Below are 24,350 nucleotides of genomic sequence, written 5' to 3' on the forward strand. Positions count from 1 at the left end.
TGGATGTTTCGGAATGCAGAATGCAAAGGCGGGGGTGAAAAAAAGGTCAACGGCAGATGAAAAAAACATCGCAGGTCAAATAGGGCGGTCTGCCCAGGGCGGACAGACCGTTTTTTGCCGCATTCAGCCTTTGCTGTGCAACGCCACCCATTGCGCGTAGGTGTCGATGAATTTCTGCAGAAACGGCTTGATGCCATCGCTCAATGTGCCGTCCTCGCTGAAGAAACTGCCGGCGCCGCCCAGGTAGGCTTCCGGCTGCTGCAGCATGTGCACGTCGAGAAACACCATGGACTGCCGCAGATGATGGTTGGCCCCAAAGCCACCCACCGCGCCCGGCGAGGCGCTGACCACGCCGCCGGCCTTGCCGCTGAACACGCTCTGGCCATAAGGCCGCGAGCCGACATCGATGGCATTTTTCAGCGGCGCCGGTACCGAGCGGTTGTATTCCGGGGTGATGAATAACAGCGCTTCGGCAGCTTTCACTTTTTCGCGAAACGCCGTGTAGGCGGCGGGCGCCGGGGTAACGTCGATGTCTTCGTTGTACAGCGGCAGGTCGCCGATTTCGACAATTTCCAACTGCAGCGAGGGCGGTGCCAGCTCGGCCAGTGCCAGGGCCAGCTTACGGTTGATCGAAGCTTTACGCAGACTGCCAACCAATACCGCGACGCGATGAACCTTGCTCATGGTGACTCCTCAGGCGGGATGGAAAAGGGTGAGCTAGGAACTATAGCTGGCCTTTGCCGCTGCACCGCCCGGCCTAGAGCCTACGCAAACGTGGAGAACAGATCGGCGACAAACGCCTTCTGCGCCTCACTGGGTTGGCGACCGCGATGGCTGCCCAGATAGAAGTTCACGCTGAAACTCAGCTGCTTGGGCAACAGCGCCCGCAGTCGTCCCGACGCCACCCATGGCGCGGCGATATGGGTGGGTAGATAGCCCAGATGGGCGCCAGACAACACAAACGCCAGCGTGCCTTCCACCTGCTCGCTGCGCGCACTGCTGATCACCGCTTGCCAGGGGTCGTCGGCTTGCTCGAAGCGGTAGGGGTACTTCACCCCGTCCTGCGCGCGCAATTCTTCCAACGTCACTTTCTTGCGCGCGAACAGCGGGTGACCCTCGGCGCAATACAGGGCCTGTTCTTCGGCAAACAGCAGCTGATGATCGATGGCCGCCTGCACCCCGGAAAAATAGCCGATGGCCAGGTGCATCTGGTCCTGCAACAAACGCCGCTCCAGTTCGGCCGGGGCGGCGCTGCGCAGTTCGATCTGCACCGCCTGATTACGCTGGCGGAAACGGCGAATGGCCTTGCTGACTTTGCCCAGCACAAGCGGGTCGAGGGCCTCTGACAAGCCAATGCAGAGATCACCGAGCAGTTTGTCAGCCATGCCTTGGGCTTCGTTCTTGAACACATCCAGCGCAGTGAACAACTTGCGCGTGGCCTGCAGCACCTCTTCGCCTTTGGGCGTCAGACGAAAGCCGGCTTTGCCGCGTTCGCACAGGCGAAACCCCAGGCGCGTTTCCAGCTTGGCCATCTGCGTGCTGATGGTCGACTGGCCTATTCCCAGCTCACCTTGGGCGGCGCTGAAGCCGCCGTTTTCGACCACGGTAATAAACAGCCGCAGCAGTTGCAGATCAAGGTCGCGTACCTGGCTGAGCATGGCGATTCCAAACATTGATGAAGTGCGATGCCAGGGTATATCACTTTGCATTTATCCGAAGCAAAGCGCAGCGCAGTATCACGGCCATCCAGAGCTTCCTGCCGCCCTGTTTGCACCGGAGCGGCCCTGCGAGAGGCGCGGTCACCGTAATCTGCCCAGGAGATCACCATCATGCGAATAGCCGCGTGCGCGTTACTGCTGGCCGCCACTTTGCCCCTGCATCTGCAGGCAGAAGAAAAGGCGCTGAATATCTACAACTGGTCTGAATACATCGGCCCTGAAGCGCTCAAGGGCTTTCAGGCCGAGACCGGCATCCAGATCAAGTACGACGTGTTCGACAGCCCCGAAGCCCTGGACAGCAAACTGCTCACCGGCGGCAGCGGCTACGACCTGGTCTTCCCCTCATCCAGTGGCCTGGCCCGCGCCATCAAGGCCAAAGCCGTGCAGCCGATCGACCCTGCCGGCCTCAAGCTTTACAGCAACCTTGCCCCGGATCTGCTGAGCAAACTCGCCACCTCCGACCCCGACAACCGCTACGGCGTGCCCTACACCTGGGGCACCGTCGGCCTCGGGCTGAACAAGGACGCGGTCAGCAAGCGCCTGGGCAACGACGTGCCGCTCAACAGCCTCGACCTGCTGTTCAAGCCCGAATACGCCAGCAAGCTGAAAGACTGCGGCATCGGCGTGCTCGACTCGCCGCAAGAGGTGATCAGCATCGCCCTCAACTACCTCGGTCACGACCCCTACAGCACGCAACCCGCTGACCTCAAACAGGTGCAGCAACTGCTCGCCGCTCTGCAGCCAAACGTCCGCTACGTGGCCTCCGGCCGGCAGATCGACGACCTGGCCAAAGGTGAGGTGTGTTTGGCCCTGAGCTACAACGGTGACGCCGCCACTGCCGCCGCCCGTGCGGTGGAAGCCAAGCAGCCGTTCGAAGTGGTCTACCGCATTCCTCGCGAAGGCACCCTGGTGTGGTTCGACACCATGGCCATTCCGGTTGACGCCCCGCACCCGCAAGCGGCCCTGGCGTTCATCAATTACATGCTGCGTCCCGAGGCGATCGCTGAGGTCACCAACAGCGTGTTCTTTGCCAACGCCAACAGCGCTGCCACGGCCATGGTCGACCTGGCCGTGACCAGCGACCCGGATATCTACCCACCCGCCGAGGTGCGCGCGCACCTGTTCAGCGAGCAGATGCAAACCCTGGCGCAACAACGCGAGCGCACCCGCCTATGGACCGCCTTCCGCAGCCACTACAAATAAGGACAGCCGACATGGATCAGGCCACCCGTAACGACCAAGCCATCACCCGTGACAGCCTCTATGGCACCGCCGCCGAATCCACCTACGGCGGCATCACCAGCTTTATGCGCCGCCGCTACAGCCGCGACCTTCGCGGCGTCGATGTGGTGGTCAGTGGCGTGCCGTTCGACACCGCCACCACCAACCGTCCCGGCACCCGGTTTGGTCCGCGGGCGATTCGCGCGGCGTCCACGCAAATGGCCTGGGCGCGCCCATCGGCCTGGGAGTTCGACCCCTTCGACGAACTGGCTGTGATCGATTACGGCGACTGCGATTTCGACCATGGCCAACCGCAGCTCACCCCTGGTGCTATCGAGGCCCACGCCGACGAGATCCTCGCCGCCGGCTGCGCCATGCTTACCCTGGGTGGCGACCACTTCATCAGCTACCCGTTGCTCAAAGCCCATGCGAAAAAGCACGGCAGCCTGTCTCTGATTCACTTCGACGCCCACAGCGACACCTGGCCGGACGAAGAGGTGCAGCGCATCGATCACGGCACGATGTTCTACCACGCCGCTCGCGAGGGCTTGGTAGACCCGGCGCGCTCGGTGCAGATCGGCCTGCGCACCACCAACGATGACGTCATGGGCTTTCAGGTACTCGACGCCCGCCACGTGCACCGCCACACCCCGGAGCAGATCGCTGAACAGATCCGCGCCCGGGTGGGCGACAATCCGGTGTACCTGACTTTCGACATCGACTGCCTCGACCCGGCGTTTGCCCCCGGCACCGGCACGCCGGTCTGCGGCGGTTTGAGCAGTCATCAGGCCCTGGAGATTCTCCGTGGCCTGCGAGGCATCAACCTGGTGGGCATGGACGTGGTGGAAGTGGCACCGCCTTACGACCACGCCGAAGTGACCGCCCTGGCCGGCGCCACGATAGCGGTGGAAATGCTCTGCCTGTACGCGGCGAAACATACGCACAAAGATTGAGGCGTTACTGAGGTTGAACTGCGCAGGCGGGTCGCGGGTCGGTTATGGGGTACGTTTTCAACTGAAAGGAACTGACTTCATGGACCTGATCCGCATCCTGATCGCCATTCTGCTGCCGCCGCTCGGCGTTTTCCTGCAAGTAGGTTTTGGCGGCGCCTTCTGGCTCAATATCCTGCTGACGTTGTGTGGCTACATCCCCGGCATCGTCCACGCGGTGTACATCATCGCCAAGCGCTGATCCGTCCTCATCTACCAGCCCCCCACCGTCGTCCCAGCCTGCGCTGGGACGACGGCGGAGAATCTTCGCCCAACAAAAAGCCCCGCAATGGCGGGGCTCTTTTACCTTAGCGGGTGATTACTGCTGCAACGTCAGCTGAATGTCATCACCCAGATCATCCGCCAGCAAACCCAGCGAGAAGCCGGAAATCGAAGCAATGGTGCCGCGCCACAGTAACCCGTCGCTGGCCGGCATCTGCCCGGACGGCGTGCTCAGCTTGGCGTCCTTCAAATGCAGGTACTGCACCGGTGGCGGTGTTTCGCCGTCGGTCTTGGGCAAACGCGACTTGCCCAACTCCGCATAGTGCGCCCGCAGGCGGTCGGCATCGGCCACCGGCCAGGAGCTGGCAAACGCCTCGCCAAACAGGCGGAAATACTGCTCAACGCTGATCAGAATGCCCGAGATAATGCCGGCCGGGGTCGACAAGGTGATCCCCACCTGCAGCTCGGTTTCGTTGGTCAGTTGCACCAGATCCTGCAAAAACCAGTCGGTGGTCCGACCGTGCCAGGTCAAGTCCTTCATCACCGGGTCGACCAGATCCTCGGCCACTTGTTGATGCCAACTTGGTTTTGCATTGTCCTGAGTCATCTTCGCTCCATGCTGCCGATGAAGGCAGTTTTCAGTCATTACGGGTGTCTTGTTATCAGCCCAGTGTAGGCAATGCGCCACACACAAGGCCAATCTGCCGTCAGACCATTACATCAATGGCATTGCCCAGATTCGGTGGATTGCTCGGCACCGCCGATAGATCGGGAATTGCCTGAATCAACGCCATGGCGCTGCTGGACTGCAAGTCCAAGGCTTTGCTGAGCATCTTGATCGACACATCGGATGCGAGCTTCGCGGAATGCGCATTCGAGACCGCCGCGCCAACACTGGAAATGTCCATGCCGTACCTCCGTAGGAAACGGTTACCTAAGGTCGACTGGCCGCTGGGCCCCTAAGTTCAACTAAGGTGCCGGGCGCAGGCGAGGTTGAATCGGCTGTATCGGCAGGGAAGGGGTGTGCTGGAGGGCCGTTGGTCATTCAGGGTGGGTGCCAGGACGAACTGCGCCGTAGACAGGGGGCGGTTGCTTTAGTAGCGTTCCGGCGTGCTCAGGAACCCTCGCGTCAGCGCGACAACCAATGAAAGGACTCACTATGTTCATCAGCGAATTGCCGGCTGTTTCCCGTCTGCGTGTATGCCTCGTCCCCGCTGCCATTGGTGTGCTGGCGCGGTGTGATAGCGGCGATCAGGGGGGATTCTGAATATGGCGATGAAACGTGCATGTGCCCTGTTCCTCCTGGCGTTGGCTGCGCTGTTCCTGTTCGGATTTTTCTCCTCGGTGGCGCGCACGTTGTGGTTCGTCGCCCATGCTGAGGTGCACAGCGCCACGGTCAGCGACTACCGCAACGCCCAGCGCGACCCAGACCGCCCACCGCTCTATGTGCCATTGCTGAGCTATCAACGCGACGGCCAGGCCGTGGTTGCCAGCGACCATGATTCCTCCCGCGAGAAGCCCTACGCCGTGGGAGAGCAACTGAGCATCTACGTCGACCCCAATGCCCCCGACCGCGCGATCATCCGTTCGCTGTCGAGCCTGGCCAGCACGCCCCTGTTTGCCCTGCTGATGGCCTATATCTTTGCCTGGGGCAGTGGCGTGATTTACCGCAGCCTGCCGGCCACACCTGAACAGCAGAGCGCCGGCAAAGTGGACGCCTTCTACGCGCGCTATGGCCACTACCTGAAGCCGAGCACGCTGATTCTGATTCTGCTGTTCTTGCCGTTGCTGGCGTTCGTCAGCGTATTTACCTTTCTCGCCCCGCGCCTGATTCCCTCCTTGCGGCGCAGCAAACGTGACAGCGAGGCCCTGGTGAAAGCGCTGGAAGCCAACGGCTTCTTCAACCTGGAGCACCAGCCGCTGCCGTTGCCGGCGTTCAAAAAACATATCCAGCAGTACTACGCCCTGCACCTGGCGGACTACCGCGTGTGCAACAGCGGGTCCGGCACCTTCGCCGAGCGGGTGCAAAGCATGGCGGCCTGGTTCGGCCGCCGCGGCATTGACCTCAAGGTGCGCGTCGGCAAACAGCCCGGCGAACTGCACTACGGCGAAAACGGCGTGCTGCGCCTGCCAGGGCTCGACGAAGAAGGAGGCCAGGACGTCGATACCCGCCAGATCGACCTGGCCCTGGCGCGCCTGTTCAATCGCTGGCTTAGCCAGCAAGGGCGTGCCGAGCGACTTTACGTACCGTTCCCCTACGGTGAAATGGTCATGCTCAGCGAAGCGCTGCACCAGGTGCTGCTCGAGTCCCCGGTATTTCCCCGTGAACGCATTCCCCTGAGCGTCGGCACCGAAGGCGAAAACAACATCGCCCGCCTGGCCAAAACCCAGAACCACCCGCTGGCCTGGCGCTACCATCGCCTGTTCAAACTGAACGGCGACACCCTCGGCGGCCTGGCTGGTGAAACCTTCGCCAGCCAACTCCAGCAACACCTGAGCGCCTCCGGCAGCCACCTGGGCGCGCTACTCGGCGAAACCCCACAAGGCCGCCTCTACGCCCTTCATAGCCTTGAGGCCGTTGACGAGCCGCCACGACTGCTGCTTTACGTCCTCACCGCCGCAGCCTACGCCCGCGCCGAAGCGATCCCCGACCTGGCCCTCCGCCCCGGCAAGCCGCCAAGCTCCGGCTTGCTCCTGCCTACCCCGCAACACCTGAGCGCCGACAACCGCCTGGTCTACAGCGAAAACGGCACCGCCATCGACCTGCTGGACCTCAACACCCAAACCATCACCCGCATCGCCGAGCCAGACGAATGCCGCGCCTACATGGACCTGACCCTCGACGAAAGCGGGCGCTGGCTCCTGTACTGGTACGTCAACGAAGACCTCGACTTCCCGATGATGACCCTCCACGACCTGCCCACCCAACGCAGCACCGAAGTGGATTACCGCCCGCTGATCGACTACCGCTTCGACACGTTGCGCTGGAAGCAGGCACCGACGTTGTTTAGCGTGAATAACCAACTTACCGAGAGCCAGGATGACTGGCGGCTTGATCCTGCCAGTGGGGAGTTGGAGGCGTTGGAGAGGGAAGAGGTGAGTGCCTGAGAGGCCTTCATTACTCGAAAAGCAGAAACGAAAAAGCCGCGCATTGCGCGGCATTTTTAATGGTGTGGCGAGTATTAAAGGCTCTGCATTGTTCTGCACTTGGGAAATGCCGAGCATCCCCAAAACTGCTTCCCAGCATTGGCACCGGACTTCACCGTTCGTATCAGTAAGGCGCTGCCACACTTTGGGCATTGCCGCTCTGCAGTCGGATCGTTTCTGCGCTTGAGGTTTTGCACGTGTTCGCGGTGGGTGGCGAGCGTCGCTGCGCGCCGGCCGGTTTGCAGCGCCTGCAGAAAAATATCGACTTCTGCCTGGCTAAATATCGGCTCCTGGAAGGCTTTGATATAGCGGATAAAACCAATGCCTTGAGTTACGTTGGCAGGCATTTGCGTTTTGAACGTGCTGCCGCCAACGAAGGTAATCACCGAGTGCAACTGCTCGGCATTCACGCCCAGAGTGGCTTCCAGCGCCTTCAGATGTTTGTAGTTCTGCCGCAGTGGGTTCTGGAATTTGAATGTGTGTTTGTAGAGTTTTTGCGTCCACTGCGCTTGCTTTTCTCCGCCGAAAATCCACCCGCTCATGTTCTTCGTTTCCAGCACAAAGATGCCGAAACGTGAGAGAAACACGTGATCGATCTGCGTGGTGCCGTCAAGCGTATTCAGGGTGACGTTGTGCAGGCGGCGGTAGGTATTTTTATCCAACCGCCAGTGGGCGAATAAGCGTACGAGGAGTTCGCCGATATACCCCTTTGCCCAAGGGGTTTTCAGTAGGCCGACCAGCACCATTAGCGGGATAAACCAGGCAAATGTACCTGAGATCTGGGCAATGATAGGGCTGAAATCCATTTCTAAACCGTCACTCTTCCTGAGGGATTTGGGATCTTATCCAAAGTGATGGCAGATGGCCCAGATAAATTGTCCCTCCCACGGGCTGTGTCTACTTGATAGCGAGCGCTGCGGTTACGGCAGGCACAAAAAAGCCGCGCAGTTGCGCGGCTTTTTAATTGGTGGGCCCACACGGACTTGAACCGTGGACCAAAGGATTATGAGTCCTCTGCTCTAACCAACTGAGCTATAGGCCCTCAGAAAGTGCGCGGATTATACCGGCGCGGTTTGCGGAGTGCCAATTGCGTGGCGCGGGGTTAGGAAAGTCCCTGCAAATTTGTCAGGGGTTACCGCGCGGCTGAGGATGAAACCCTGGATTTGTTCGCAGCCTTCTTGAATGAGGAAGCCTTCCTGTTCGGGGGTTTCTACTCCTTCGGCGATGACGGTCAGTTGCATGCTGCGGCCCAGGGCAATGATGGCGCGGGTAATGGCGGCGTCGTGGGGGTCTTCGGGCAGGCCGCGGACGAAGGATTGGTCGATTTTCAGGGTGTCGAGCGGCAGGCGCTTGAGGTAGCTGAGGGAGGAGTAGCCGGTGCCGAAGTCGTCGATGGCCAGCAGCACGCCAAGTTTTTTCAGGTCGTGGAGGATGGTCAGGGCTTCTTCGGTCTGGTTCATGATGAAGCTTTCGGTGATTTCCAGTTGCAGCATATTCGGCTGCAGGTGGTGTTCGGCCAGCAGGTTGGCGATGCGCTCGACCAGGCGAGGCTGGCGCAGTTGGGCGCCGGCGAGGTTGACCGAAAGCGGGCCGAACGGTTGGTGCTGTTGTTGCCATTCGCCCATCTGCTTGCAGGCTTGGGCCAGCACCCAGTCGCCGATCGGCAGGATCAGGCCGTTGTCTTCGGCCAGGGCGATAAAACGTTCTGGCGGCACGTTGCCAAACACCGGGCTGTGCCAGCGCAGCAGTGCTTCGGCACCCACAATCTGGCGGGTGACCAGGCACAGTTTCGGTTGGTAGTGCAGGCTCAGTTCGTTGCGTTCGATGGCGCGGCGCAGTTCGTTTTCCAGGGCGATGCGGTCGGTGGCCTGTTCGGTCAGGTCGCGGGTGTACAGCTCGGCGCGGTTGCGGCCGTTGGCTTTGGAGCGGTACATGGCGGCGTCGGCGTTTTTGATCAGGGTGGCGACGTCCATGCCATCCTGGGGAAACAGGCTAGCGCCGATGCTGGCGGTGATGAAGAACTCATGGCCGTCAGCCTGGAAGGGCGCGCTCAGGCAGGTGAGCAGTTTGTTCGCCACCCGTTCGGCATCTTCGGCCTGGTGCAGGCCGGGCAACAAGATGATGAATTCGTCACCGCCCAGCCGTGCGACGGTGTCGATGTCGCGCAGTTGGCTGCGCAGGCGCTGGGCGGTGGCTTGTAGCAAGAGGTCGCCGACCGGGTGGCCGAGGCTGTCGTTGATGTGTTTGAAGCGATCGAGGTCGAGGAACAGCACGGCGCCGAGGCTGCTGTTGGATTGGCCGTCGGCGAGCATGGCGTGCAGGCGGTTTTCGAACAGCAGGCGGTTGGGCAGGCCGGTCAACGAGTCGTGGTGGGCCTGGTGGTCGAGTTTGTCCTGGGCGCGTTTGAGCGAGGTGATGTCGGCGAACACGCCGACAAAATGGGCGATCCGGCCCTCGCTGTTGCGCACGGCGCTGATGGTCAGCCACTGGGGGTATAGCTCGCCATTTTTGCGTTTATTGCAGATCTCGCCTTGCCAGTGGCTGGTGGCATCGAGCTGGTGCCACATGGCGGCGTAGAAGGCGCTGTCGTGCTGGCCGGAGGCGAGTAGGTGCGGCGAGCGGCCCAAGGCTTCGGCCTCGCTGTAGCCGGTGATCTCGGTGAACGCACGGTTGACGGCGGTGATGCGTTGTTCGGTATCGGTGATCAGCACGCCTTCGGCGGTGCTTTCGAACACGGTGGCGGCGAGCTGGAGTTTTTCCTGGGTGCGGGTGCGTTCGGTGACGTCGCGGGCAATGGTCAGTACGCAGCGTTCGCCGTTGATTTGCATGCCCTGCATGGATATTTCGCACAGTCGCAGTTCGCCGTTTTTGGCGCGAATGACGGCGGTGTAGTCGCGTACCGTGCCGGTGTCTTTCAGGCGTTGCATGACGGCGGCGCGATCCGCCGGGTTGTGCCACAGGCCAAGGCCGATGGTGGACTGGTTGGCGACGTCGTCATTGCTGTAGCCGGTCAGGCTGCTGAAGCCTTCGTTCACTTCCAGGATCCGGCCGTCCTGCATGCGGGTTAGCAACAAGCCGTCGGGCGAGGCGTGGAAGGCTTTGGCGAACTTCTCTTCGGAAAACTGGAGCTGTTCCTGGGTTTGTTTCACTTGGCTGATATCGCGCACGACGACCACCAGCGCAGGGGTATCAGCGAGTTGGAACTGCTGGGCAGAAATCAGGCCGGTGAAGAGTTCGCCGTTCTGCCGGCGGAACAGCATCTCCAGGTTGCGCAGGCTTTCTCGCTGCAGGCGCTGAAGCACCTGCGGGCCGGCGCCGGGCACGCCCCAGAGGTTCAATTTGGTGCCGTTTTTGCCGAGCGCGTCGGCGGCGCGGATGCCGGTGTGCTCTTCGAAGGACGGGTTCACTTCCAGTAGGCAGCCATCTTCTCGACGGGCGATCACCAGGATGTCCGGGCACTGCTGGAACACTGAGGCGAACTTCTGTTCGGAGAGACGCAGGGCCTGTTCGATCTGTTTGGTTTCGGTGACGTCGATCATTACCCCGCGCAGCACGGCGGCACCGCGGTGTTCGATCAGGGTGACGATGTCGTGCACCCAGATCAGGCGGCCGTCGGCGGCGTACATGCGGTAGTCGATGGTGTGGTCGCGGCCGGCGTCGGTCTCCTGGCGGCAGTAACTCAGGGTGCGTTCGCGGTCTTCGGGATGCAGGGCGTTGGCCCAGAAGTCCGGGTCGTGCCAGGCGCTTAACGGGTAGCCGAAGAGTTTTTCGGCGTGGGGCGATACGTAGGTGTAGCTGAAATCGTCGCGGTTGGCTTCCCAGGTCACCGCCGACAGGCATTCCACCAGGCTGCGAAAATGCTGTTCACTGCTGCGCAGGGCTTGTTCCAGGGTACCGCGGCGGCTGATTTCGCTGCTCAGGCGGCGGTTCACCGCTACCACTGCAATCAATACCAGTAGCAGGATCGCCAGGCCTGGGCCCGCCACCATCAGGGTTTTGCGCCAGACGCTGCGTTGGTCCAGCACGCCACCGAGCCAGTGCTCCTGCATGGCTTCGATTTCGCTGCTGCTCAGGTCGGCGAACAGCTTGTCGAGGATATCCACCAGAATGGCCTGGTCTTTCGGTACGGCCATCGACAGTTGGTAGCGGTAGGGCGTTTCGCCGGTGATGGCGATGCCTTCGAGCTTGAGTTGGCGCAGGCTCCAGACGCTGGAGGCGAGGTCGCCGACCAGGGCGTCTGCCTGGCCAGTGCCGACCGCTTGCAGGGCGGCAGCGACATTGGGTACGGGCAGCAGATTGAGGTCCGGGTGCTGGCTGCGCAGGATTTCGTGCGGTGCGTAGTTTTCTACTACTGCGACTTTCAGGCCGTACAGGTCTTTCAGCTCGCGCGGCTGGCGGCCATTGGTACGGGCGAGGATGACGATGGGGAAGTCGAGGTAAGGGCGGGTGAAGCTCAGGTAGCTTTGCCGCTCCGGGGTGGACATGGCGCCGGGCAGCAGATTGATGGTGCCGGCTCGGGCCTGCTTGAGCACTTCGCTCCAGGTGGTGGGCTCATAGATTTCCATCTTCACGCCCAGGCGTTTTTCCACCAAAGCGATGTAGTCAGCCGCCAAACCCATGTAGCGGCCCTGCTCGTCGCGGTATTCGAATGGTGGCCATGTCGCGTCGACACCCATGCGCAAGGTGGGGTGAGCCGTGAGCCAGGCTTGCTCCTCCTGAGTCAGCGTCAACGCCTGGGCGGGGGCTGTCCAATAGGCCAAACACAGCAGCAGAGTGGCGAGCAGTCGCGGCATGACGCGGCCTCGAGACAGCGTTGTGGAAGATGTGCCGAGTGTAGCCTTGTGGCGCGTTGCCAGCATCCAGAAAGCAAAACCCCCGGTCGAGGCCGGGGGTTTTGTTTGCGCTTTTGTTACGCGTTACTCGTTGAGCAAAAAATCACTCGTCGAGGAACGAGCGCAGGTGCTCGCTGCGGGTCGGATGACGCAGCTTGCGCAGCGCCTTGGCTTCGATCTGCCGGATCCGCTCGCGGGTTACATCGAACTGTTTACCAACTTCCTCGAGGGTGTGGTCGGTATTCATGTCGATGCCGAAGCGCATGCGCAGTACCTTGGCTTCACGCGCGGTGAGGCCGGCGAGTACTTCGCGGGTCGCTTCCTTGAGGCTTTCTACCGTGGCGACATCGATGGGCGACTGCATGGTGGAGTCTTCGATGAAGTCACCCAGGTGGGAGTCTTCATCATCGCCAATCGGTGTTTCCATGGAGATCGGCTCTTTGGCGATCTTCAATACCTTACGGATTTTGTCCTCAGGCATTTCCATGCGCTCACCCAGTTCTTCCGGAGTAGGCTCGCGGCCCATTTCCTGAAGCATCTGACGCGAGATGCGGTTGAGCTTGTTGATCGTCTCGATCATGTGCACCGGAATACGGATGGTGCGGGCCTGGTCGGCGATCGAGCGAGTGATCGCCTGACGGATCCACCAGGTGGCATAAGTCGAGAACTTGTAACCGCGACGGTATTCGAACTTGTCCACCGCTTTCATCAGACCGATGTTGCCTTCCTGGATCAGATCGAGGAATTGCAGACCACGGTTGGTGTACTTCTTGGCGATGGAGATCACCAGACGCAAGTTCGCTTCAACCATCTCTTTCTTCGCGCGGCGGGCCTTGGCCTCACCGATCGACATGCGACGGTTGATGTCCTTGATCTCAGCCAGTTTCAGGCCGGTCTCGGTTTCCAGGGCAACCAGCTTTTGCTGGCAACGCTGGATGTCGGCCTGCAGACGACCAATGGCTTCAGCGTATTTGCTTTTGCCTTTGGCCAGTTGCTCGGCCCAGCTTTCGTCGATTTCGTGGCTTGGGAACTGACGCAGGAAGTCGGCGCGCGGCATACGGGCATCACGCACACACAGCTGCATGATGGCGCGTTCTTGCTGACGCAGACGATCCAGGGCATCACGAACACGGGTAACCAGGACGTCGAACTGCTTGGGAACCAGCTTGATCGGCATGAACAAGTCGGCCAGTTCAGCGAGCTCGGCCAGGCCTTGCTTGCTGTCGCGACCGTGCTTCTTCAGCACCTTCTTGGCTTTTTCCAGCTGATCGGCCACGGCGCCAAAGCGCACGCGAGCGACTTCCGGATCCGGGCCGCCATCACCTTCTTCTTCGTCTTCGCTATCACCGTCGGCTTCTTCGTCGTCGGTTTCAGGTTCGGCAGCAGCTGCGCCGTCTTTGATAACCGGGACGGGTACTTCGGCCGGCGCGGCAATGCCGTCATCCGGGTCGATGTAGCCGCTGAGGACTTCGGCCAGACGGCCGCCCTCGGTGGTGACGCGGGTGTACTCGGAAAGAATGCTGTCGACCGTGCCTGGGAAATGGGCAATAGCGCCCATGACTTCACGAATGCCTTCCTCGATGCGTTTGGCGATTTCGATCTCGCCTTCGCGGGTCAGCAGTTCGACCGTACCCATTTCGCGCATATACATGCGCACCGGGTCGGTGGTGCGGCCAATATCGGTTTCTACCGCAGCCAAAGCAGCGGCTGCTTCTTCGGCGGCCGCTTCGTCGGTATCGGCTTCAGCCAATAGCAGAGCGTCCGCATCCGGAGCACTCTCGAATACGTTGATCCCCATGTCGTTAATCATGCGGATGATGTCTTCCACCTGTTCCGGATCTGAAATATCCTCCGGTAGGTGGTCGTTGACCTCTGCGTAAGTCAGGTAACCCTGCTCACGACCACGGCTGATCAACTCTTTAAGGCGGGACTGTTGTTGCGCTTTTCCGGACATAACACCCTATCCACTGAAGGTCTTGGCGGGCAAAAAACAAGCCGAGGATTATACCAGAGCTGAGACCTCACGCGCCAGTTGAGGTCGGGGTGACGGGAGTTGCGGTACGACTGAGCAGGTCGCGCAGTTGTTCTTTCTCCTCTGCGCTGAGCTCACTTTGACGGGCTTTACGCAGCAAATGTTCCAGGCTGCGCTCACGTTGGCGTGCTGCCAGACTAGTTATAGTGTCGAAAAACTGTTGTTCAAGGTTGTCGGCATCAATCAGCCATTCCTTTTCTGCCAATGCCTTGAGCAGGCGGCCCTGCTCGGTGCCGTGCCAGCGGGCGATCAACTGCAGTGAACGCAGCTTCGGGTTCTTCTGCATGGCTCCCAGCAGGGCGACCAGCAGTTGGGCGTAGGTGTCGTTTTCTGCCGCGAAGTGGCTGGCATCTTCGACTTTCTCCGCCAGTTGCGGATGGTGCAGCAAGGTTCGCAGGGCGGTGAGCGTGGGTGATTCCACGGGCGCCGCGACGCGAGGCCCGCGCGGGAAATCATCGCGGTCGCGGTCGCCCTTCTTGCTCCAATTCTTTTCCCATTTTTTGCCGCCACCCTGGCCTTTGCCCTTGAAGCCGGTTTTCGGCTGCCAGGTCTGCTCGGGCTGTGGCGCGTACTCCTCGTGGCCGTATTCGGGCTGCGCATCGTAGTAGGCGTTGGGGTCGAAATGCGGCGGTTCGTCCATGCCGTGGGCGGCATGCGATGGCACGGCGGGTGTGCTGACCGGGTTGTGATGGGCGCTTGGCTGGCTGAACGATTCGCTGCTCAGGCCAGTGATTTCCGTGAGCCGCTGACGCATCAGAATCTTCAGGTTGGCACCAGGGATCTTGTCGATCAGCGGGGCTGCCAGGGTGGCCAGATGCGCCTTGCCCTCCAGGGAGCGCGGGTCAGCTTCCTGGGTCAGTTGCTGGAAAAAGTAATCCGCCAGCGGCTGGGCCTGTTGGTTGATCCGGGCGCGGAAGGCGTCCGTGCCCTCGGCGCGGACAAGGCTGTCCGGATCTTCGCCTTCGGGCAAAAACAGAAAGCGCGCGCGGCGGCCGTCTTGCAGGCTTGGCAGCGTCGACTCCAGGGCGCGCCAGGCGGCGCTACGGCCGGCCTGATCGCCGTCGAAGCAGAACAGCACGCTGGGCACGATGCGGAACAGGCGCTTTAAATGTTCTTCGCTGGTGGCGGTGCCGAGGGTGGCGACCGCATTGCGCAGGCCTTGTTGGGCCAGGGCGATGACGTCCATGTAGCCCTCAACCACCATCACCTCATCTAGGTCGCGGTTGCTCTTGCGCGCTTCATACAGGCCGTAGAGTTCCTGGCCTTTATGGAATACCGGGGTTTCCGGGGAGTTCAGGTACTTGGGTTTGTCGTCACCCAGCACCCGGCCGCCAAAGGCGATGATGCGGCCGCGGCTGTCGCGAATGGGGAAAATCACCCGGTCGCGGAAGCGGTCGTAGCGTTTGCCGCTGTCGGCGTTCTCGATCAGCAGGCCGGCTTCGATCATCGCTTTCTGTTGCAGCGTGTCGGTGGCCAGGTGCTTCATCAGGTTGTCCCAGCCGGGCGGGGCGAAGCCCAGGCCGAAGTCGCGGGCGATTTCACCGGACAGGCCGCGGCCTTTCAGATAGTCGACCGCAGCTTTGCGGGTCGGGTGGCTTTTCAGCGCCTGGCGGTAGTATTCGGCGGCGGCCGTCAGCAGCGGGTACAGCGGCGAATCGGTGGGCTGCCGCGGTTTATGCGGGCCACCGCGGCCGCTCTCTTCGCGCACCACTTCCATGCCGGCGCTTTTCGCCAGGTCTTCCACGGCCTGGACGAAGTCCAGGTTGTCGTGGTCCATGATGAAACCCAAGGCGTTGCCGCCGGCCCCGCAGCCGAAGCAGTAGTAGAACTGCTTGTCCGGGCTCACGCTGAATGAGGGGGTCTTCTCTTTATGGAAGGGGCAGCAGGCGCTGAAGTTTTTCCCGGTCTTCTTTAGTTGCACGCGCGAGCTGACCACGTCGACGATGTCGGTGCGGTTGAGCAGGTCGTCAATAAAGCTTTGGGGAATCAGCCCGGCCATGGCGCTCTCGAAGTCGGTCGAATCACTGGCGTTGCGGCCGCGATTTCAGGTGTTCGGAAAAAGGTGCAAAGCGCTTTTCTCGACGCAAGAAGCGGCGAGGTGGCTAATCATGCCAAGAGTTCGCGGTCGGCTCTACAGGCCGTGTCGCCTCGGTGGCGTGCGGAAGTTTTCCCGCGCAAACGCGAAAAAGCGAGGCTTATCGTGGTTGCCTGAGCAACGTAGATAACTTCGCTAATGCGTTTGAAGCGTTGTGCTATCGATTCTGCCGGCAGCCCGGCTTGCGGCCGGGCGTGGCAAAACAGGCGGCGTTTGTCTGTGTATTAGTACAGACGAACGGCGCGGCGCTGTTCGCGCTGCACTTTCTTGGCGTGGCGCTTAACTGCGGCTGCAGCTTTGCGTTTACGCTCGGAAGTTGGTTTCTCGTAGAATTCGCGGCTGCGAACTTCAGCCAGAACACCGGCTTTTTCACAGGAGCGTTTGAAGCGACGCAGAGCTACGTCGAAGGGTTCGTTCTCTTTTACTTTGACGGCTGGCATCCAGAGCTACCTTCATTCATTACCGGGGTAGACGTACTCGTTGCAAACTGAGCTGGAGGACGTCGGTTTTTAAGGGTTGCGGATGTTAACGCCTCATCGCCAGGAATGCAAAGCCTCTGATCGAAAACCGCTAGGCGGACTTACGGACGGCGATTATCATGCGCGCCTTCGAAATTGCCCAGTCTGAAGGGAACACCCATGCTCGTGCTGGGATTAGAAACCTCCTGTGATGAAACCGGCGTTGCCTTGTATGACAGCGAGCGCGGCTTGCTGGGCGACGCTTTGTTCAGTCAGATCGACCTGCACAAGGCCTACGGCGGCGTGGTGCCGGAGCTGGCCTCGCGCGATCACGTCAAGCGCATGCTGCCGCTGATTCGCGAAGTGCTGGAACAATCCGGCTGCGCCACCCAGGACATTGATGCCATCGCTTACACCGCCGGCCCCGGCTTGGTCGGTGCCTTGTTGGTGGGGGCTGCCTGCGCTCAGGCCCTGGCCTTCGCCTGGGATATTCCGGCGCTTGGCGTACACCACATGGAGGGCCACCTGCTGGCGCCCATGCTGGAAGAAACCCCGCCGGAATTTCCGTTTGTCGCCTTGCTGGTTTCCGGCGGCCACACCCAATTGGTTCGCGTCGACGGCATTGGTCAATACCAACTGCTGGGCGAGTCGCTGGACGACGCCGCCGGTGAAGCCTTCGATAAGACCGCCAAACTGATCGGCCTCGGCTACCCCGGTGGCCCCGAAATCGCCCGCTTGGCGCTCAGTGGTGTGGCAGGGCGCTTCGTCTTTCCGCGGCCGATGACCGACCGCCCAGGTCTGGATTTCAGCTTCAGCGGCCTGAAAACCTTCGCTCTCAACACCTGGCTGCAATGCCGTGAGGCTGGCGACGACGGCGAACAAACCCGTAGCGACATCGCCCTGGCCTTCCAGACCGCCGTGGTCGAGACTCTGACCATCAAGTGCCGCCGCGCGCTCAAGCAGACCCATCTCAACCGGCTGGTGATTGCCGGCGGCGTGAGTGCCAACCAGGCGCTGCGTCGTTCGCTGGAAAAGATGCTCGGTGAGTTCAAAGGCAACGTGTTTTATGCCCGCCCGGCGTTCTGCACCGACAATGGCGCGATGATCGCCTACGCCGGTTGCCAGCGCCTGATGGCCGGCCAGCACGAAGGCCCGGAAATCTCGGTGCAGGCGCGTTGGCCGATGGAGCAGTTGCCGGCGATCTAAGGCTTAGAAATGCCGTTCGCGCCCAGCCAGCAGGTCGCGTAGATTGCTGCGGTGGCGCCAAACGATCAGGCCGGTGAGCACGCTCATCGGCAGCAAGGCCCCCGGTTGTTGCCAGGCCAGCAAGGGCAGGGTCAGTGGGGTGGCAATCAAGGCCGCGAGTGAACTGGTGCGGGTCAGCCAGAAGGTCAGGCCCCAGCCAGCAACAGCGAGTAGGGCGGCTGGCGGGTAGAGGCCCAAGAGCATGCCGGCGGCTGTCGCCACGCCCTTGCCGCCGCGAAAGTTGAAGTACACCGGGTAGAGGTGCCCGACCACGGCGGCCAGGCCGATCCAGGCTTGCTGCTGAACGTTGAAGCCCAGCGCATAGGCGAGCAATACCGGCAGCAGGCCTTTGAGCAGATCGCCGAACAAGGTCAGAATGGCCAGCTTTTTACCCGCCACCCGCAGCATGTTGGTGGCGCCAGGGTTGCCGGAGCCGGCAACACGGGGGTCGGGACCACCGACCAGACGGCTGAGCAAAATGGCGAAGGACAGCGAGCCGAGCAGGTAGGCGAGGATCGCCAGCAACCAGAACATGGTATCCATCCGGGGCGAGTGAGCCCCGATTCTAGCGGGGCGCAGCGCCCTTGTCGTGCGGCGGAGCAGAGTGCTTGGACAGAGTGTTTATCGAAGGTCTGGAAGTCGACACCGTGATCGGTGCCTATGACTGGGAGCGCGACATTCGCCAGTGCCTGCGCCTGGACCTGAGCTTCGCCTGGGACAATCGCCCGGCGGCGGCTGGTGACGACCTGACCAAGGCGCTGGACTACGCTTGCGTCTCCGCCCGCATTCAATCCTTTGCCGAGCAAGCGCAGTTTCTCCTTGTGGAAACCTTCGCCGAGCGCCTGGCCGAAATGCTGATGAGCGAATTCAACATTCCCGGCTTGCGCCTGAAACTCACCAAGCCCGGTGCGGTGCCGGCTGCCACGGGCGGCGTGGGCGTGGAGATCCAGCGCGGATGTCTCTGACCCCGATCCTGCTGGGCCTCGGTAGCAACGTCGAGCGCGAAGCGCATCTGACTGCCGGCCTTGAGGCCTTGGCGCAATTTCTCCACGGCATTCAGTGTTCGCCGGTCTTTGAAAGCCAGCCAGTGGGGATCAAGAGCGGGCCGTTTTTCAATCTGGTGGTGCTCGCTGAAACCGACCTGCCGTTGCATGAGCTGGACCGCCGCCTGAAACATATCGAAGCCGACAACGGCCGCTATGCACCGAACCGCAAAGGCCTGCCGCTGGATATCGATGTACTCACCTACGGCGATCTGGTGGGCGATTTCGACGGCCTGATTTTGCCGCGGGCCGAGATTCTCAAGAACGCCTTTGTGCTCTGGCCGCTGGCGTTGTTGGTGCCCGAGCACCTGCACCCCGGTGTGCAGAAGCCCTACGCCGAACTATGGCGCGAGGCGCAGATCGAGCAGGTGCTGGCGCCGGTCGCCTTCGAGTGGCGCGGCGAACAATTAACACCAAACGCATGATTCTGGTGGGAGGGGCTTTAGCCGCGATGCTTTTAAGATCAAAAACTCGCGGCTAAAGCCCCTCCCACAAAAGCACAGCTCAGGCGCGTTCGGATGCTTTGTAGGCCTGTAGGGCCTTCAACCGCTCACGCTTGAGCGCCTCACCCAGCTCAGCGCCTTTAAATCCCTGCTCCACCAATGGCTGCACCTTCACTGCCCGCGCGGCCTCGGCGGCGGCGCGCAGGTAAGCGGCCTGTGGGTATTCGCGCTGCTCCAACCCCAGCCGCCCGCGGGCATCCATCTCGCACGCGGCAATAAACTCTTCAAAGCGCTGCGGGCGACGGTACACGTCGAACGTCTGTAGCAGTTCCAACAGCGTCGAAGCCTTCAGCTCCAAAGCCCGATGGCCATGGGTGTGGTACTCGCCCACCAACACCGCCAGCTCCTGGCAATCTCGCGGCGCCTTGCAGCGCTCGTTCACCGCTTTGATCAGCTTGACCCCGCGATGCTCGTGGGCGATGTGCCGTGGCCATTCTTCCGGCGGCGTCAGGCCTTTGCCCAAGTCATGCAGCAAGCACGCCCAGCGCACGGTCAGCGGTTGTTGATGCTCGGCGCATTGGCGCAGCACGCTGAGCACATGCATGCCGGTATCTATCTCGGGGTGATGGGCGGCCGGTTGCGGCACGCCGAACAGCGCATCCAGCTCCGGCAGCATGGCGTTCAAGGCGCCGCAGTTGTGCAGCACCTCGATAAACACGTCCGGGCGATCTTCCATCAGCGCGCGGGAAATTTCCTTCCAGCTGCGCTCCGGGGTCAGCGACGACAGCTCGCCGGACTCGCTCAAGCTGCGCATCAGCGCTTGGGTTTCTTCCGCCACCTGAAAGCCCAGAGGCGCATAACGGGCGGCAAAGCGGGCGACGCGCAGGACGCGTAACGGGTCTTCGGCAAAGGCCGGGGACACATGGCGCAGCACGCGTGCGTCAAGGTCTTTCAGGCCTCCGTAGGGGTCGAGCACGTTGCCGTGGTCATCCTCGGCCATGGCGTTGATGGTCAAGTCGCGGCGGGTCAGGTCGTCTTCGAGGGTGACGTCCGGGCTGGCGTAAAAAGTGAAGCCGCCGTAGCCCCGGCCGCTTTTGCGTTCGGTGCGGGCGAGGGCGTATTCCTCTTGGGTTTTTGGGTGGAGAAACACCGGGAAGTCGTCACCCACCGGGCGAAAACCCTGGGCGAGCATTTCTTCGGCGCTGGCGCCCACCACCAGCCAATCGACATCGGTGACCGGGCGACCTAGCAGGCGGTCCCGCACGGCGCCGCCGACCTTGTAAATCTGCATGTAAAACCCTCCGTTAGCGCCACAGCATACCTGCTGCGCCGCCAGAGGCCAGGCTAGCGGCTGACAGGAATCTGCTGCAGCAGGGTGACCACTGCCGCATGCAGCAACTCGGCGCGCCGCCAGGACGGGCTGAGGCTGGTGGTGATCAGCCCTTGCCACAGAGTTTTGTCGGCACGGTCGCTGACCCGCAGGCGCAGGGTGACGGACTCGTCCTGAAAGCGGTGCACCGCCAGGTAGCTGCCCAAGGGGTTGTTGGGCGGGTTGTCGACGCGAAATTCCAGCGGCGTCTCGTTCAGGGTCAGGGTATAGGCCACTCGCACTTCGGCTTTTTTGCTTTCGCGATAGCCGTGATTGAGCAGGCCCTGGCGCAAGCTGGCTTCCACTTGGGCGTAATCGGCGGTGGGCGGCAGTTGGCCGTCTGTGTTGTTGGTGCTGGGCGGCAGCATCTCAAAACTGTGGCGGGTGCCGAGCGATGGTGTGGCGGTCTGGACCACCAGCACCTGCGGTGAGGAGGTGGCGCAGCCGGCGAGCAGCAGGCTGAGGAGGACAATACGTAGAACAGGCATAAACGACAGGCTCCGCTGAGGATGCAATATGCTCAACGCAAGCCCGTCGTCGGTCAACCAATCAAATGGGCGGCTTTTCAAATAGGCGGAATTACCAGATCCAGCCTTGGGTACTCGCTGCTTTCGTTCTCTCCACGGGGCGGTACATGCTGGGTTTGCACCACTTGGTCACCGCGTACGGTTTCCAGATGGATGTCAAACCCCCACAGCCGGTGCAGGTGTTTGAGCACCTCCTCGGTGGAGTCGCCCAAGGGTTTGCGGTCGTGCTGTTGATGGCGCAGGGTCAGTGAGCGGTCGCCGCGGCGGTTGATGCTGTAGATCTGGATATTCGGTTCACGATTGCCCAGGTTGTACTGCGCTGCCAGGGTTTCGCGAATGGTCTGGTAGCCCGGTTCGTCGTGGATGGCCGGCACCACCAATTCGTCTTTCTGGTCGTCGTCCATCACGCTGAACAGCTTCAGGTCGCGGATCACTTTGGGCGACAGATACTGCAGGATGAAGCTCTCATCCTTGAAGCTCTTCATGGCGAATTTCACCGTCGACAGCCAGTCGCTGCCGGCAATCTCAGGGAACCAGCGTCGGTCTTCTTCGGTGGGTTTCTCGCACATCCGGCGGATGTCGCTATACATGGCGAAACCCAGGGTGTAGGGGTTGATGCCGCTGTAATAGGGGCTGTCGAACGCTGGCTGGTAGATCACGCTGGTGTGCGACTGCAGGAACTCCATCATGAAGCCGTCGGTGACCAGGCCCTCGTCGTACAGATCGTTCATCAGCGTGTAGTGCCAGAACGTGGCCCAGCCTTCGTTCATCACCTGGGTCTGGCGTTGCGGGTAGAAGTACTGCGCGATCTTGCGCACGATGCGCACCACTTCGCGCTGCCAGGGTTCCAGCAGCGGCGCGTGTTTTTCCAGGAAGTACAGAATGTTTTCCTGCGGCTCGGCCGGAAAGCGCCCGGCGTCTTTGTCGTTGCCCTTGTCGGCGCCCTTGGGGATGGTGCGCCACAGATCGTTGATCTGCCGTTGCAGATGCTCTTCACGCTCTTTCTGCCGCTGGCGTTCCTCCTCGGCGGAAATCGGATACGGGCGTTTGTAACGGTCGACGCCGTAGTTCATCAGTGCGTGGCAGGAATCGAGCAGGTCTTCTACCGCGTCGATGCCATAGCGTTCCTCGCACTGCATGATGTACTGCTTGGCAAACACCAGGTAATCGATGATCGAGCTGGCGTCGGTCCAGGTGCGGAACAGGTAGTTACCCTTGAAGAAGCTGTTGTGCCCGTAGCACGCATGGGCCACCACCAGTGCCTGCATGCAGATGGTGTTCTCTTCCATCAGGTAGGCGATGCAGGGATCGGAGTTGATCACGATCTCGTAGGCCAGGCCCATCTGCCCGCGACTGTAGGATTTCTCGGTGCTGAGAAAGTGTTTGCCGTAGGACCAGTGGTGGTAGCCCAAGGGCATGCCCACCGAGGCATAGGCATCCATCATTTGCTCGGCCGTGATTACTTCGATCTGATTCGGGTAGGTATCTAGCGCATAACCTTCGGCGATCCGGCTGATTTCCCGGTCGTAGGCGCGGATCAGTTCGAAGGTCCATTCCGAACCGGTGGAAATGGGCTGGCCTCTTTTCTTCTCTCGAGCGCTCATGGCAACACCTCAGGTAACGAGTCGGCGCTGAAACAGTTCGCGGAACACCGGGTAGATGTCGCCGGCGGACACCAGTTGCTGCTGGGCGAAGGTGTCGGCAAAAGCATCGCCGACCTGTTCGTATTCGAACCACAGCGCCTGGTGCTCACGCGGGGTGATTTCCACGTAGGTGAAGTACTGCACCAACGGCATGATCTGCTTCATCAGAATGTCGCGGCAGATAGGTGAGTCGTCGTTCCAGTTATCGCCATCGGACGCCTGCGCTGCGTAGATATTCCACTCGCTGGTGGGGTAGCGCGCTTCCATCACTTCCTGCATCAGTTTCAGCGCGCTGGAAACGATGGTGCCGCCGGTTTCCCGGGAATAGAAGAACTCTTCCTCGTCCACTTCACGGGCACTGGTGTGGTGGCGGATAAACACCACCTCGATCTTTTCGTAGTTCCGCTTGAGAAACAGGTACAGCAGGATGAAAAAGCGCTTGGCGATGTCCTTGGTGGCCTGGGTCATCGAGCCGGACACGTCCATCAGGCAGAACATCACCGCCTTGGAACTGGGGTTGGGTTGCTTGACCAGCAGGTTGTATTTGAGGTCGAAGGTATCCAGAAATGGCACCTTCTTGATCCGCGCCCGTAGCAGGGCAATTTCGGCTTCTGTGGTCTGAATGTCAGCGAAGTTGTCGGGTTCTTCGGTTTTAAGGCGGTCCAGCTCGGCAATCGCCAGGTGCAGTTTGCTTCGGCTGCTGCCGGACAATGCAATGCGTCGGGCATGGGAGGCGCGCAGGGTGCGGACGATATTGATGCGTGAAGGATTGCCGTCGTTGCTGACCCCCGCGCGCACGGTTTTAAACGTGTCGGTACCGGTGAGTTGGCGTTTCACCAGGTTCGGCAGTTCGAGGTCTTCGAACATGAAATCGAGGAATTCTTCCTGAGTAATCTGGAAGGAAAACTCGTCCATGCCCTCGCCCGAGTTGCTGGCCTTGCCGGCGCCTTTGCCACCGCCACCACCTTGCGGCCGGGGAATGCGCTCGCCGGTGGTGAAGTCTTTATTGCCGGGGTGGACTTGGGTCTGCTTGCCGCCACGGCCGTGGTGCAGCAGCGGCTCATCGATATCGCGGCCGGGAATACTGATCTGTTCGCCATGCTCCATATCGGTGATGGAACGGCGGCTGACCGCTTCTTCCACGGCCTTCTTGATATGGTCGCGGTACCGTCGCAGAAAGCGCTGACGGTTTACCGTGCTTTTGTTTTTGCCGTTCAGACGGCGGTCGATCACATAACTCATGGACGCTCCTTAGAACAGTCCGGGTCTACCGCGCGGGCAGTTCGCTATGACCCCGACTCGCTCATGCGGCCTGCATGCGCATGCAGACCGTGCGGCAACGACGCAGGCCGAAGCCTGCGTTGCA

At 61.1% G+C, this 24,350-nt stretch carries 21 protein-coding genes and 1 tRNA gene; 7 read left to right on the forward strand and 15 right to left on the reverse strand.

What is annotated here, in order from left to right:
* Nucleotides 1-123: 123 nt before the first annotated feature.
* Together C8K61_RS24720 and C8K61_RS24725 are read right to left on the reverse strand one after the other, a co-directional pair.
* Nucleotides 124-684: an NADPH-dependent FMN reductase gene (locus C8K61_RS24720; protein ID WP_108099233.1), complete on the reverse strand. Its 561-nt coding sequence runs from the start codon at nucleotides 682-684 to the stop codon at nucleotides 124-126.
* Nucleotides 685-764: 80 nt separating this feature from the next.
* Entirely contained in the window at nucleotides 765-1,658 is an 894-nt protein-coding gene (locus C8K61_RS24725) for a LysR family transcriptional regulator (RefSeq protein WP_108099235.1), read from the reverse strand.
* Between the two features lie 171 nt (nucleotides 1,659-1,829).
* Between C8K61_RS24725 and C8K61_RS24730 the strand changes: the two genes are divergently transcribed.
* The 3 genes from C8K61_RS24730 (at nucleotide 1,830) to C8K61_RS24740 (ending at nucleotide 4,130) form a co-directional block, all read left to right on the forward strand.
* Nucleotides 1,830-2,921, forward strand: coding sequence for a polyamine ABC transporter substrate-binding protein (locus tag C8K61_RS24730; protein WP_108099236.1), 1,092 nt, complete (start codon nucleotides 1,830-1,832; stop codon nucleotides 2,919-2,921).
* 11 nt (nucleotides 2,922-2,932) lie between these two features.
* A complete protein-coding gene (gene speB / locus C8K61_RS24735; protein WP_108099238.1) occupies nucleotides 2,933-3,892 on the forward strand; it encodes an agmatinase in 960 nt (319 codons plus the stop codon).
* 79 nt (nucleotides 3,893-3,971) lie between these two features.
* Complete coding sequence (locus tag C8K61_RS24740; protein ID WP_074939855.1) at nucleotides 3,972-4,130, forward strand: YqaE/Pmp3 family membrane protein; 159 nt, start codon at nucleotides 3,972-3,974, stop codon at nucleotides 4,128-4,130.
* A 117-nt stretch (nucleotides 4,131-4,247) separates the two neighbouring features.
* Here C8K61_RS24740 and C8K61_RS24745 read toward each other — a convergent pair whose 3' ends face one another.
* Together C8K61_RS24745 and C8K61_RS24750 are read right to left on the reverse strand one after the other, a co-directional pair.
* Nucleotides 4,248-4,757, reverse strand: a complete 510-nt coding sequence (locus C8K61_RS24745; RefSeq protein WP_108099240.1) for a hypothetical protein — start codon at nucleotides 4,755-4,757, stop codon at nucleotides 4,248-4,250.
* A gap of 100 nt (nucleotides 4,758-4,857) precedes the next feature.
* A complete protein-coding gene (locus C8K61_RS24750) occupies nucleotides 4,858-5,058 on the reverse strand; it encodes a YjfB family protein (RefSeq protein WP_108099242.1) in 201 nt (66 codons plus the stop codon).
* Nucleotides 5,059-5,425: 367 nt separating this feature from the next.
* Between C8K61_RS24750 and C8K61_RS24755 the strand changes: the two genes are divergently transcribed.
* Nucleotides 5,426-7,258 carry a DUF3592 domain-containing protein gene (locus C8K61_RS24755; protein ID WP_158272541.1) on the forward strand — a complete coding sequence of 611 codons (1,833 nt, stop codon included), beginning with the start codon at nucleotides 5,426-5,428 and terminating at the stop codon, nucleotides 7,256-7,258.
* Nucleotides 7,259-7,332: 74 nt separating this feature from the next.
* Here the strand turns inward: C8K61_RS24755 and C8K61_RS24760 are convergent, their stop codons facing one another.
* The 6 genes from C8K61_RS24760 to rpsU form a co-directional block, all read right to left on the reverse strand.
* Nucleotides 7,333-8,103: a nuclease-related domain-containing protein gene (locus C8K61_RS24760; RefSeq protein ID WP_108099246.1), complete on the reverse strand. Its 771-nt coding sequence runs from the start codon at nucleotides 8,101-8,103 to the stop codon at nucleotides 7,333-7,335.
* Between the two features lie 159 nt (nucleotides 8,104-8,262).
* A tRNA-Ile gene (locus tag C8K61_RS24765) sits at nucleotides 8,263-8,339 on the reverse strand.
* Between the two features lie 16 nt (nucleotides 8,340-8,355).
* The gene (locus tag C8K61_RS24770; protein ID WP_108099248.1) at nucleotides 8,356-12,090 is read right to left on the reverse strand and encodes a bifunctional diguanylate cyclase/phosphodiesterase; all 3,735 of its coding nucleotides are present in this window, start codon (nucleotides 12,088-12,090) and stop codon (nucleotides 8,356-8,358) included.
* A gap of 142 nt (nucleotides 12,091-12,232) precedes the next feature.
* Nucleotides 12,233-14,083: an RNA polymerase sigma factor RpoD gene (gene rpoD, locus C8K61_RS24775; RefSeq protein ID WP_108099250.1), complete on the reverse strand. Its 1,851-nt coding sequence runs from the start codon at nucleotides 14,081-14,083 to the stop codon at nucleotides 12,233-12,235.
* A 67-nt stretch (nucleotides 14,084-14,150) separates the two neighbouring features.
* A complete protein-coding gene (gene dnaG / locus C8K61_RS24780; protein ID WP_108099252.1) occupies nucleotides 14,151-16,160 on the reverse strand; it encodes a DNA primase in 2,010 nt (669 codons plus the stop codon).
* A 320-nt stretch (nucleotides 16,161-16,480) separates the two neighbouring features.
* A complete protein-coding gene (gene rpsU, locus C8K61_RS24785; RefSeq protein WP_002551877.1) occupies nucleotides 16,481-16,696 on the reverse strand; it encodes a 30S ribosomal protein S21 in 216 nt (71 codons plus the stop codon).
* 198 nt (nucleotides 16,697-16,894) lie between these two features.
* Between rpsU and tsaD the strand changes: the two genes are divergently transcribed.
* Nucleotides 16,895-17,920 (forward strand): tRNA (adenosine(37)-N6)-threonylcarbamoyltransferase complex transferase subunit TsaD, encoded by a 1,026-nt coding sequence (gene tsaD, locus C8K61_RS24790; RefSeq protein WP_108099254.1) that lies wholly within the window; start codon nucleotides 16,895-16,897, stop codon nucleotides 17,918-17,920.
* Nucleotides 17,921-17,923: 3 nt separating this feature from the next.
* Here the strand turns inward: tsaD and plsY are convergent, their stop codons facing one another.
* Nucleotides 17,924-18,493 carry a glycerol-3-phosphate 1-O-acyltransferase PlsY gene (gene plsY, locus C8K61_RS24795; protein ID WP_108099256.1) on the reverse strand — a complete coding sequence of 190 codons (570 nt, stop codon included), beginning with the start codon at nucleotides 18,491-18,493 and terminating at the stop codon, nucleotides 17,924-17,926.
* A 74-nt stretch (nucleotides 18,494-18,567) separates the two neighbouring features.
* Between plsY and folB the strand changes: the two genes are divergently transcribed.
* Nucleotides 18,568-18,924 (forward strand): dihydroneopterin aldolase, encoded by a 357-nt coding sequence (folB, locus tag C8K61_RS24800; protein ID WP_108099258.1) that lies wholly within the window; start codon nucleotides 18,568-18,570, stop codon nucleotides 18,922-18,924.
* Nucleotides 18,915-19,427, forward strand: a complete 513-nt coding sequence (folK, locus tag C8K61_RS24805) for a 2-amino-4-hydroxy-6-hydroxymethyldihydropteridine diphosphokinase (protein ID WP_108099260.1) — start codon at nucleotides 18,915-18,917, stop codon at nucleotides 19,425-19,427. Before folB ends, folK begins: the two co-directional genes overlap by 10 nt.
* A 79-nt stretch (nucleotides 19,428-19,506) precedes the next feature.
* On the opposite strand, the gene C8K61_RS24810 is transcribed toward folK, so the two are convergent.
* From C8K61_RS24810 to C8K61_RS24825, 4 genes are all read right to left on the reverse strand, one after another.
* On the reverse strand, nucleotides 19,507-20,736 hold the full coding sequence (locus C8K61_RS24810; RefSeq protein ID WP_108099262.1) for a multifunctional CCA addition/repair protein: 1,230 nt from the start codon (nucleotides 20,734-20,736) through the stop codon (nucleotides 19,507-19,509).
* 53 nt (nucleotides 20,737-20,789) lie between these two features.
* A complete protein-coding gene (locus C8K61_RS24815) occupies nucleotides 20,790-21,302 on the reverse strand; it encodes a DUF4136 domain-containing protein (protein WP_108099263.1) in 513 nt (170 codons plus the stop codon).
* Nucleotides 21,303-21,379: 77 nt separating this feature from the next.
* Nucleotides 21,380-22,945: a SpoVR family protein gene (locus C8K61_RS24820; protein ID WP_108099266.1), complete on the reverse strand. Its 1,566-nt coding sequence runs from the start codon at nucleotides 22,943-22,945 to the stop codon at nucleotides 21,380-21,382.
* A 9-nt stretch (nucleotides 22,946-22,954) separates the two neighbouring features.
* On the reverse strand, nucleotides 22,955-24,226 hold the full coding sequence (locus C8K61_RS24825; protein WP_108099268.1) for a YeaH/YhbH family protein: 1,272 nt from the start codon (nucleotides 24,224-24,226) through the stop codon (nucleotides 22,955-22,957).
* Nucleotides 24,227-24,350 lie beyond the last annotated feature (124 nt).

The organism is Pseudomonas sp. GV071 (assembly GCF_003050835.1).
Taxonomy (GTDB): Bacteria; Pseudomonadota; Gammaproteobacteria; order Pseudomonadales; family Pseudomonadaceae; genus Aquipseudomonas.

Excerpts from the sequence above, each read along its gene's own strand:
- C8K61_RS24745 (WP_108099240.1), bottom strand. The coding sequence starts at position 4,757 with ATGACTCAGGACAATGCAAAACCAAGTTGGCATCAACAAGTGGCCGAG.
- C8K61_RS24740 (WP_074939855.1), top strand. The coding sequence starts at position 3,972 with ATGGACCTGATCCGCATCCTGATCGCCATTCTGCTGCCGCCGCTCGGC.
- C8K61_RS24770 (WP_108099248.1), bottom strand. The coding sequence starts at position 12,090 with ATGCCGCGACTGCTCGCCACTCTGCTGCTGTGTTTGGCCTATTGGACA.
- C8K61_RS24760 (WP_108099246.1), bottom strand. The coding sequence starts at position 8,103 with ATGGATTTCAGCCCTATCATTGCCCAGATCTCAGGTACATTTGCCTGG.
- C8K61_RS24820 (WP_108099266.1), bottom strand. The coding sequence starts at position 22,945 with ATGAGCGCTCGAGAGAAGAAAAGAGGCCAGCCCATTTCCACCGGTTCG.
- C8K61_RS24755 (WP_158272541.1), top strand. The coding sequence starts at position 5,426 with ATGAAACGTGCATGTGCCCTGTTCCTCCTGGCGTTGGCTGCGCTGTTC.
- C8K61_RS24825 (WP_108099268.1), bottom strand. The coding sequence starts at position 24,226 with ATGAGTTATGTGATCGACCGCCGTCTGAACGGCAAAAACAAAAGCACG.
- C8K61_RS24725 (WP_108099235.1), bottom strand. The coding sequence starts at position 1,658 with ATGCTCAGCCAGGTACGCGACCTTGATCTGCAACTGCTGCGGCTGTTT.
- C8K61_RS24810 (WP_108099262.1), bottom strand. The coding sequence starts at position 20,736 with ATGCAGATTTACAAGGTCGGCGGCGCCGTGCGGGACCGCCTGCTAGGT.
- folK (WP_108099260.1), top strand. The coding sequence starts at position 18,915 with ATGTCTCTGACCCCGATCCTGCTGGGCCTCGGTAGCAACGTCGAGCGC.
- rpsU (WP_002551877.1), bottom strand. The coding sequence starts at position 16,696 with ATGCCAGCCGTCAAAGTAAAAGAGAACGAACCCTTCGACGTAGCTCTG.
- C8K61_RS24720 (WP_108099233.1), bottom strand. The coding sequence starts at position 684 with ATGAGCAAGGTTCATCGCGTCGCGGTATTGGTTGGCAGTCTGCGTAAA.
- plsY (WP_108099256.1), bottom strand. The coding sequence starts at position 18,493 with ATGTTCTGGTTGCTGGCGATCCTCGCCTACCTGCTCGGCTCGCTGTCC.
- C8K61_RS24730 (WP_108099236.1), top strand. The coding sequence starts at position 1,830 with ATGCGAATAGCCGCGTGCGCGTTACTGCTGGCCGCCACTTTGCCCCTG.
- C8K61_RS24815 (WP_108099263.1), bottom strand. The coding sequence starts at position 21,302 with ATGCCTGTTCTACGTATTGTCCTCCTCAGCCTGCTGCTCGCCGGCTGC.
- dnaG (WP_108099252.1), bottom strand. The coding sequence starts at position 16,160 with ATGGCCGGGCTGATTCCCCAAAGCTTTATTGACGACCTGCTCAACCGC.
- C8K61_RS24750 (WP_108099242.1), bottom strand. The coding sequence starts at position 5,058 with ATGGACATTTCCAGTGTTGGCGCGGCGGTCTCGAATGCGCATTCCGCG.
- rpoD (WP_108099250.1), bottom strand. The coding sequence starts at position 14,083 with ATGTCCGGAAAAGCGCAACAACAGTCCCGCCTTAAAGAGTTGATCAGC.
- tsaD (WP_108099254.1), top strand. The coding sequence starts at position 16,895 with ATGCTCGTGCTGGGATTAGAAACCTCCTGTGATGAAACCGGCGTTGCC.
- speB (WP_108099238.1), top strand. The coding sequence starts at position 2,933 with ATGGATCAGGCCACCCGTAACGACCAAGCCATCACCCGTGACAGCCTC.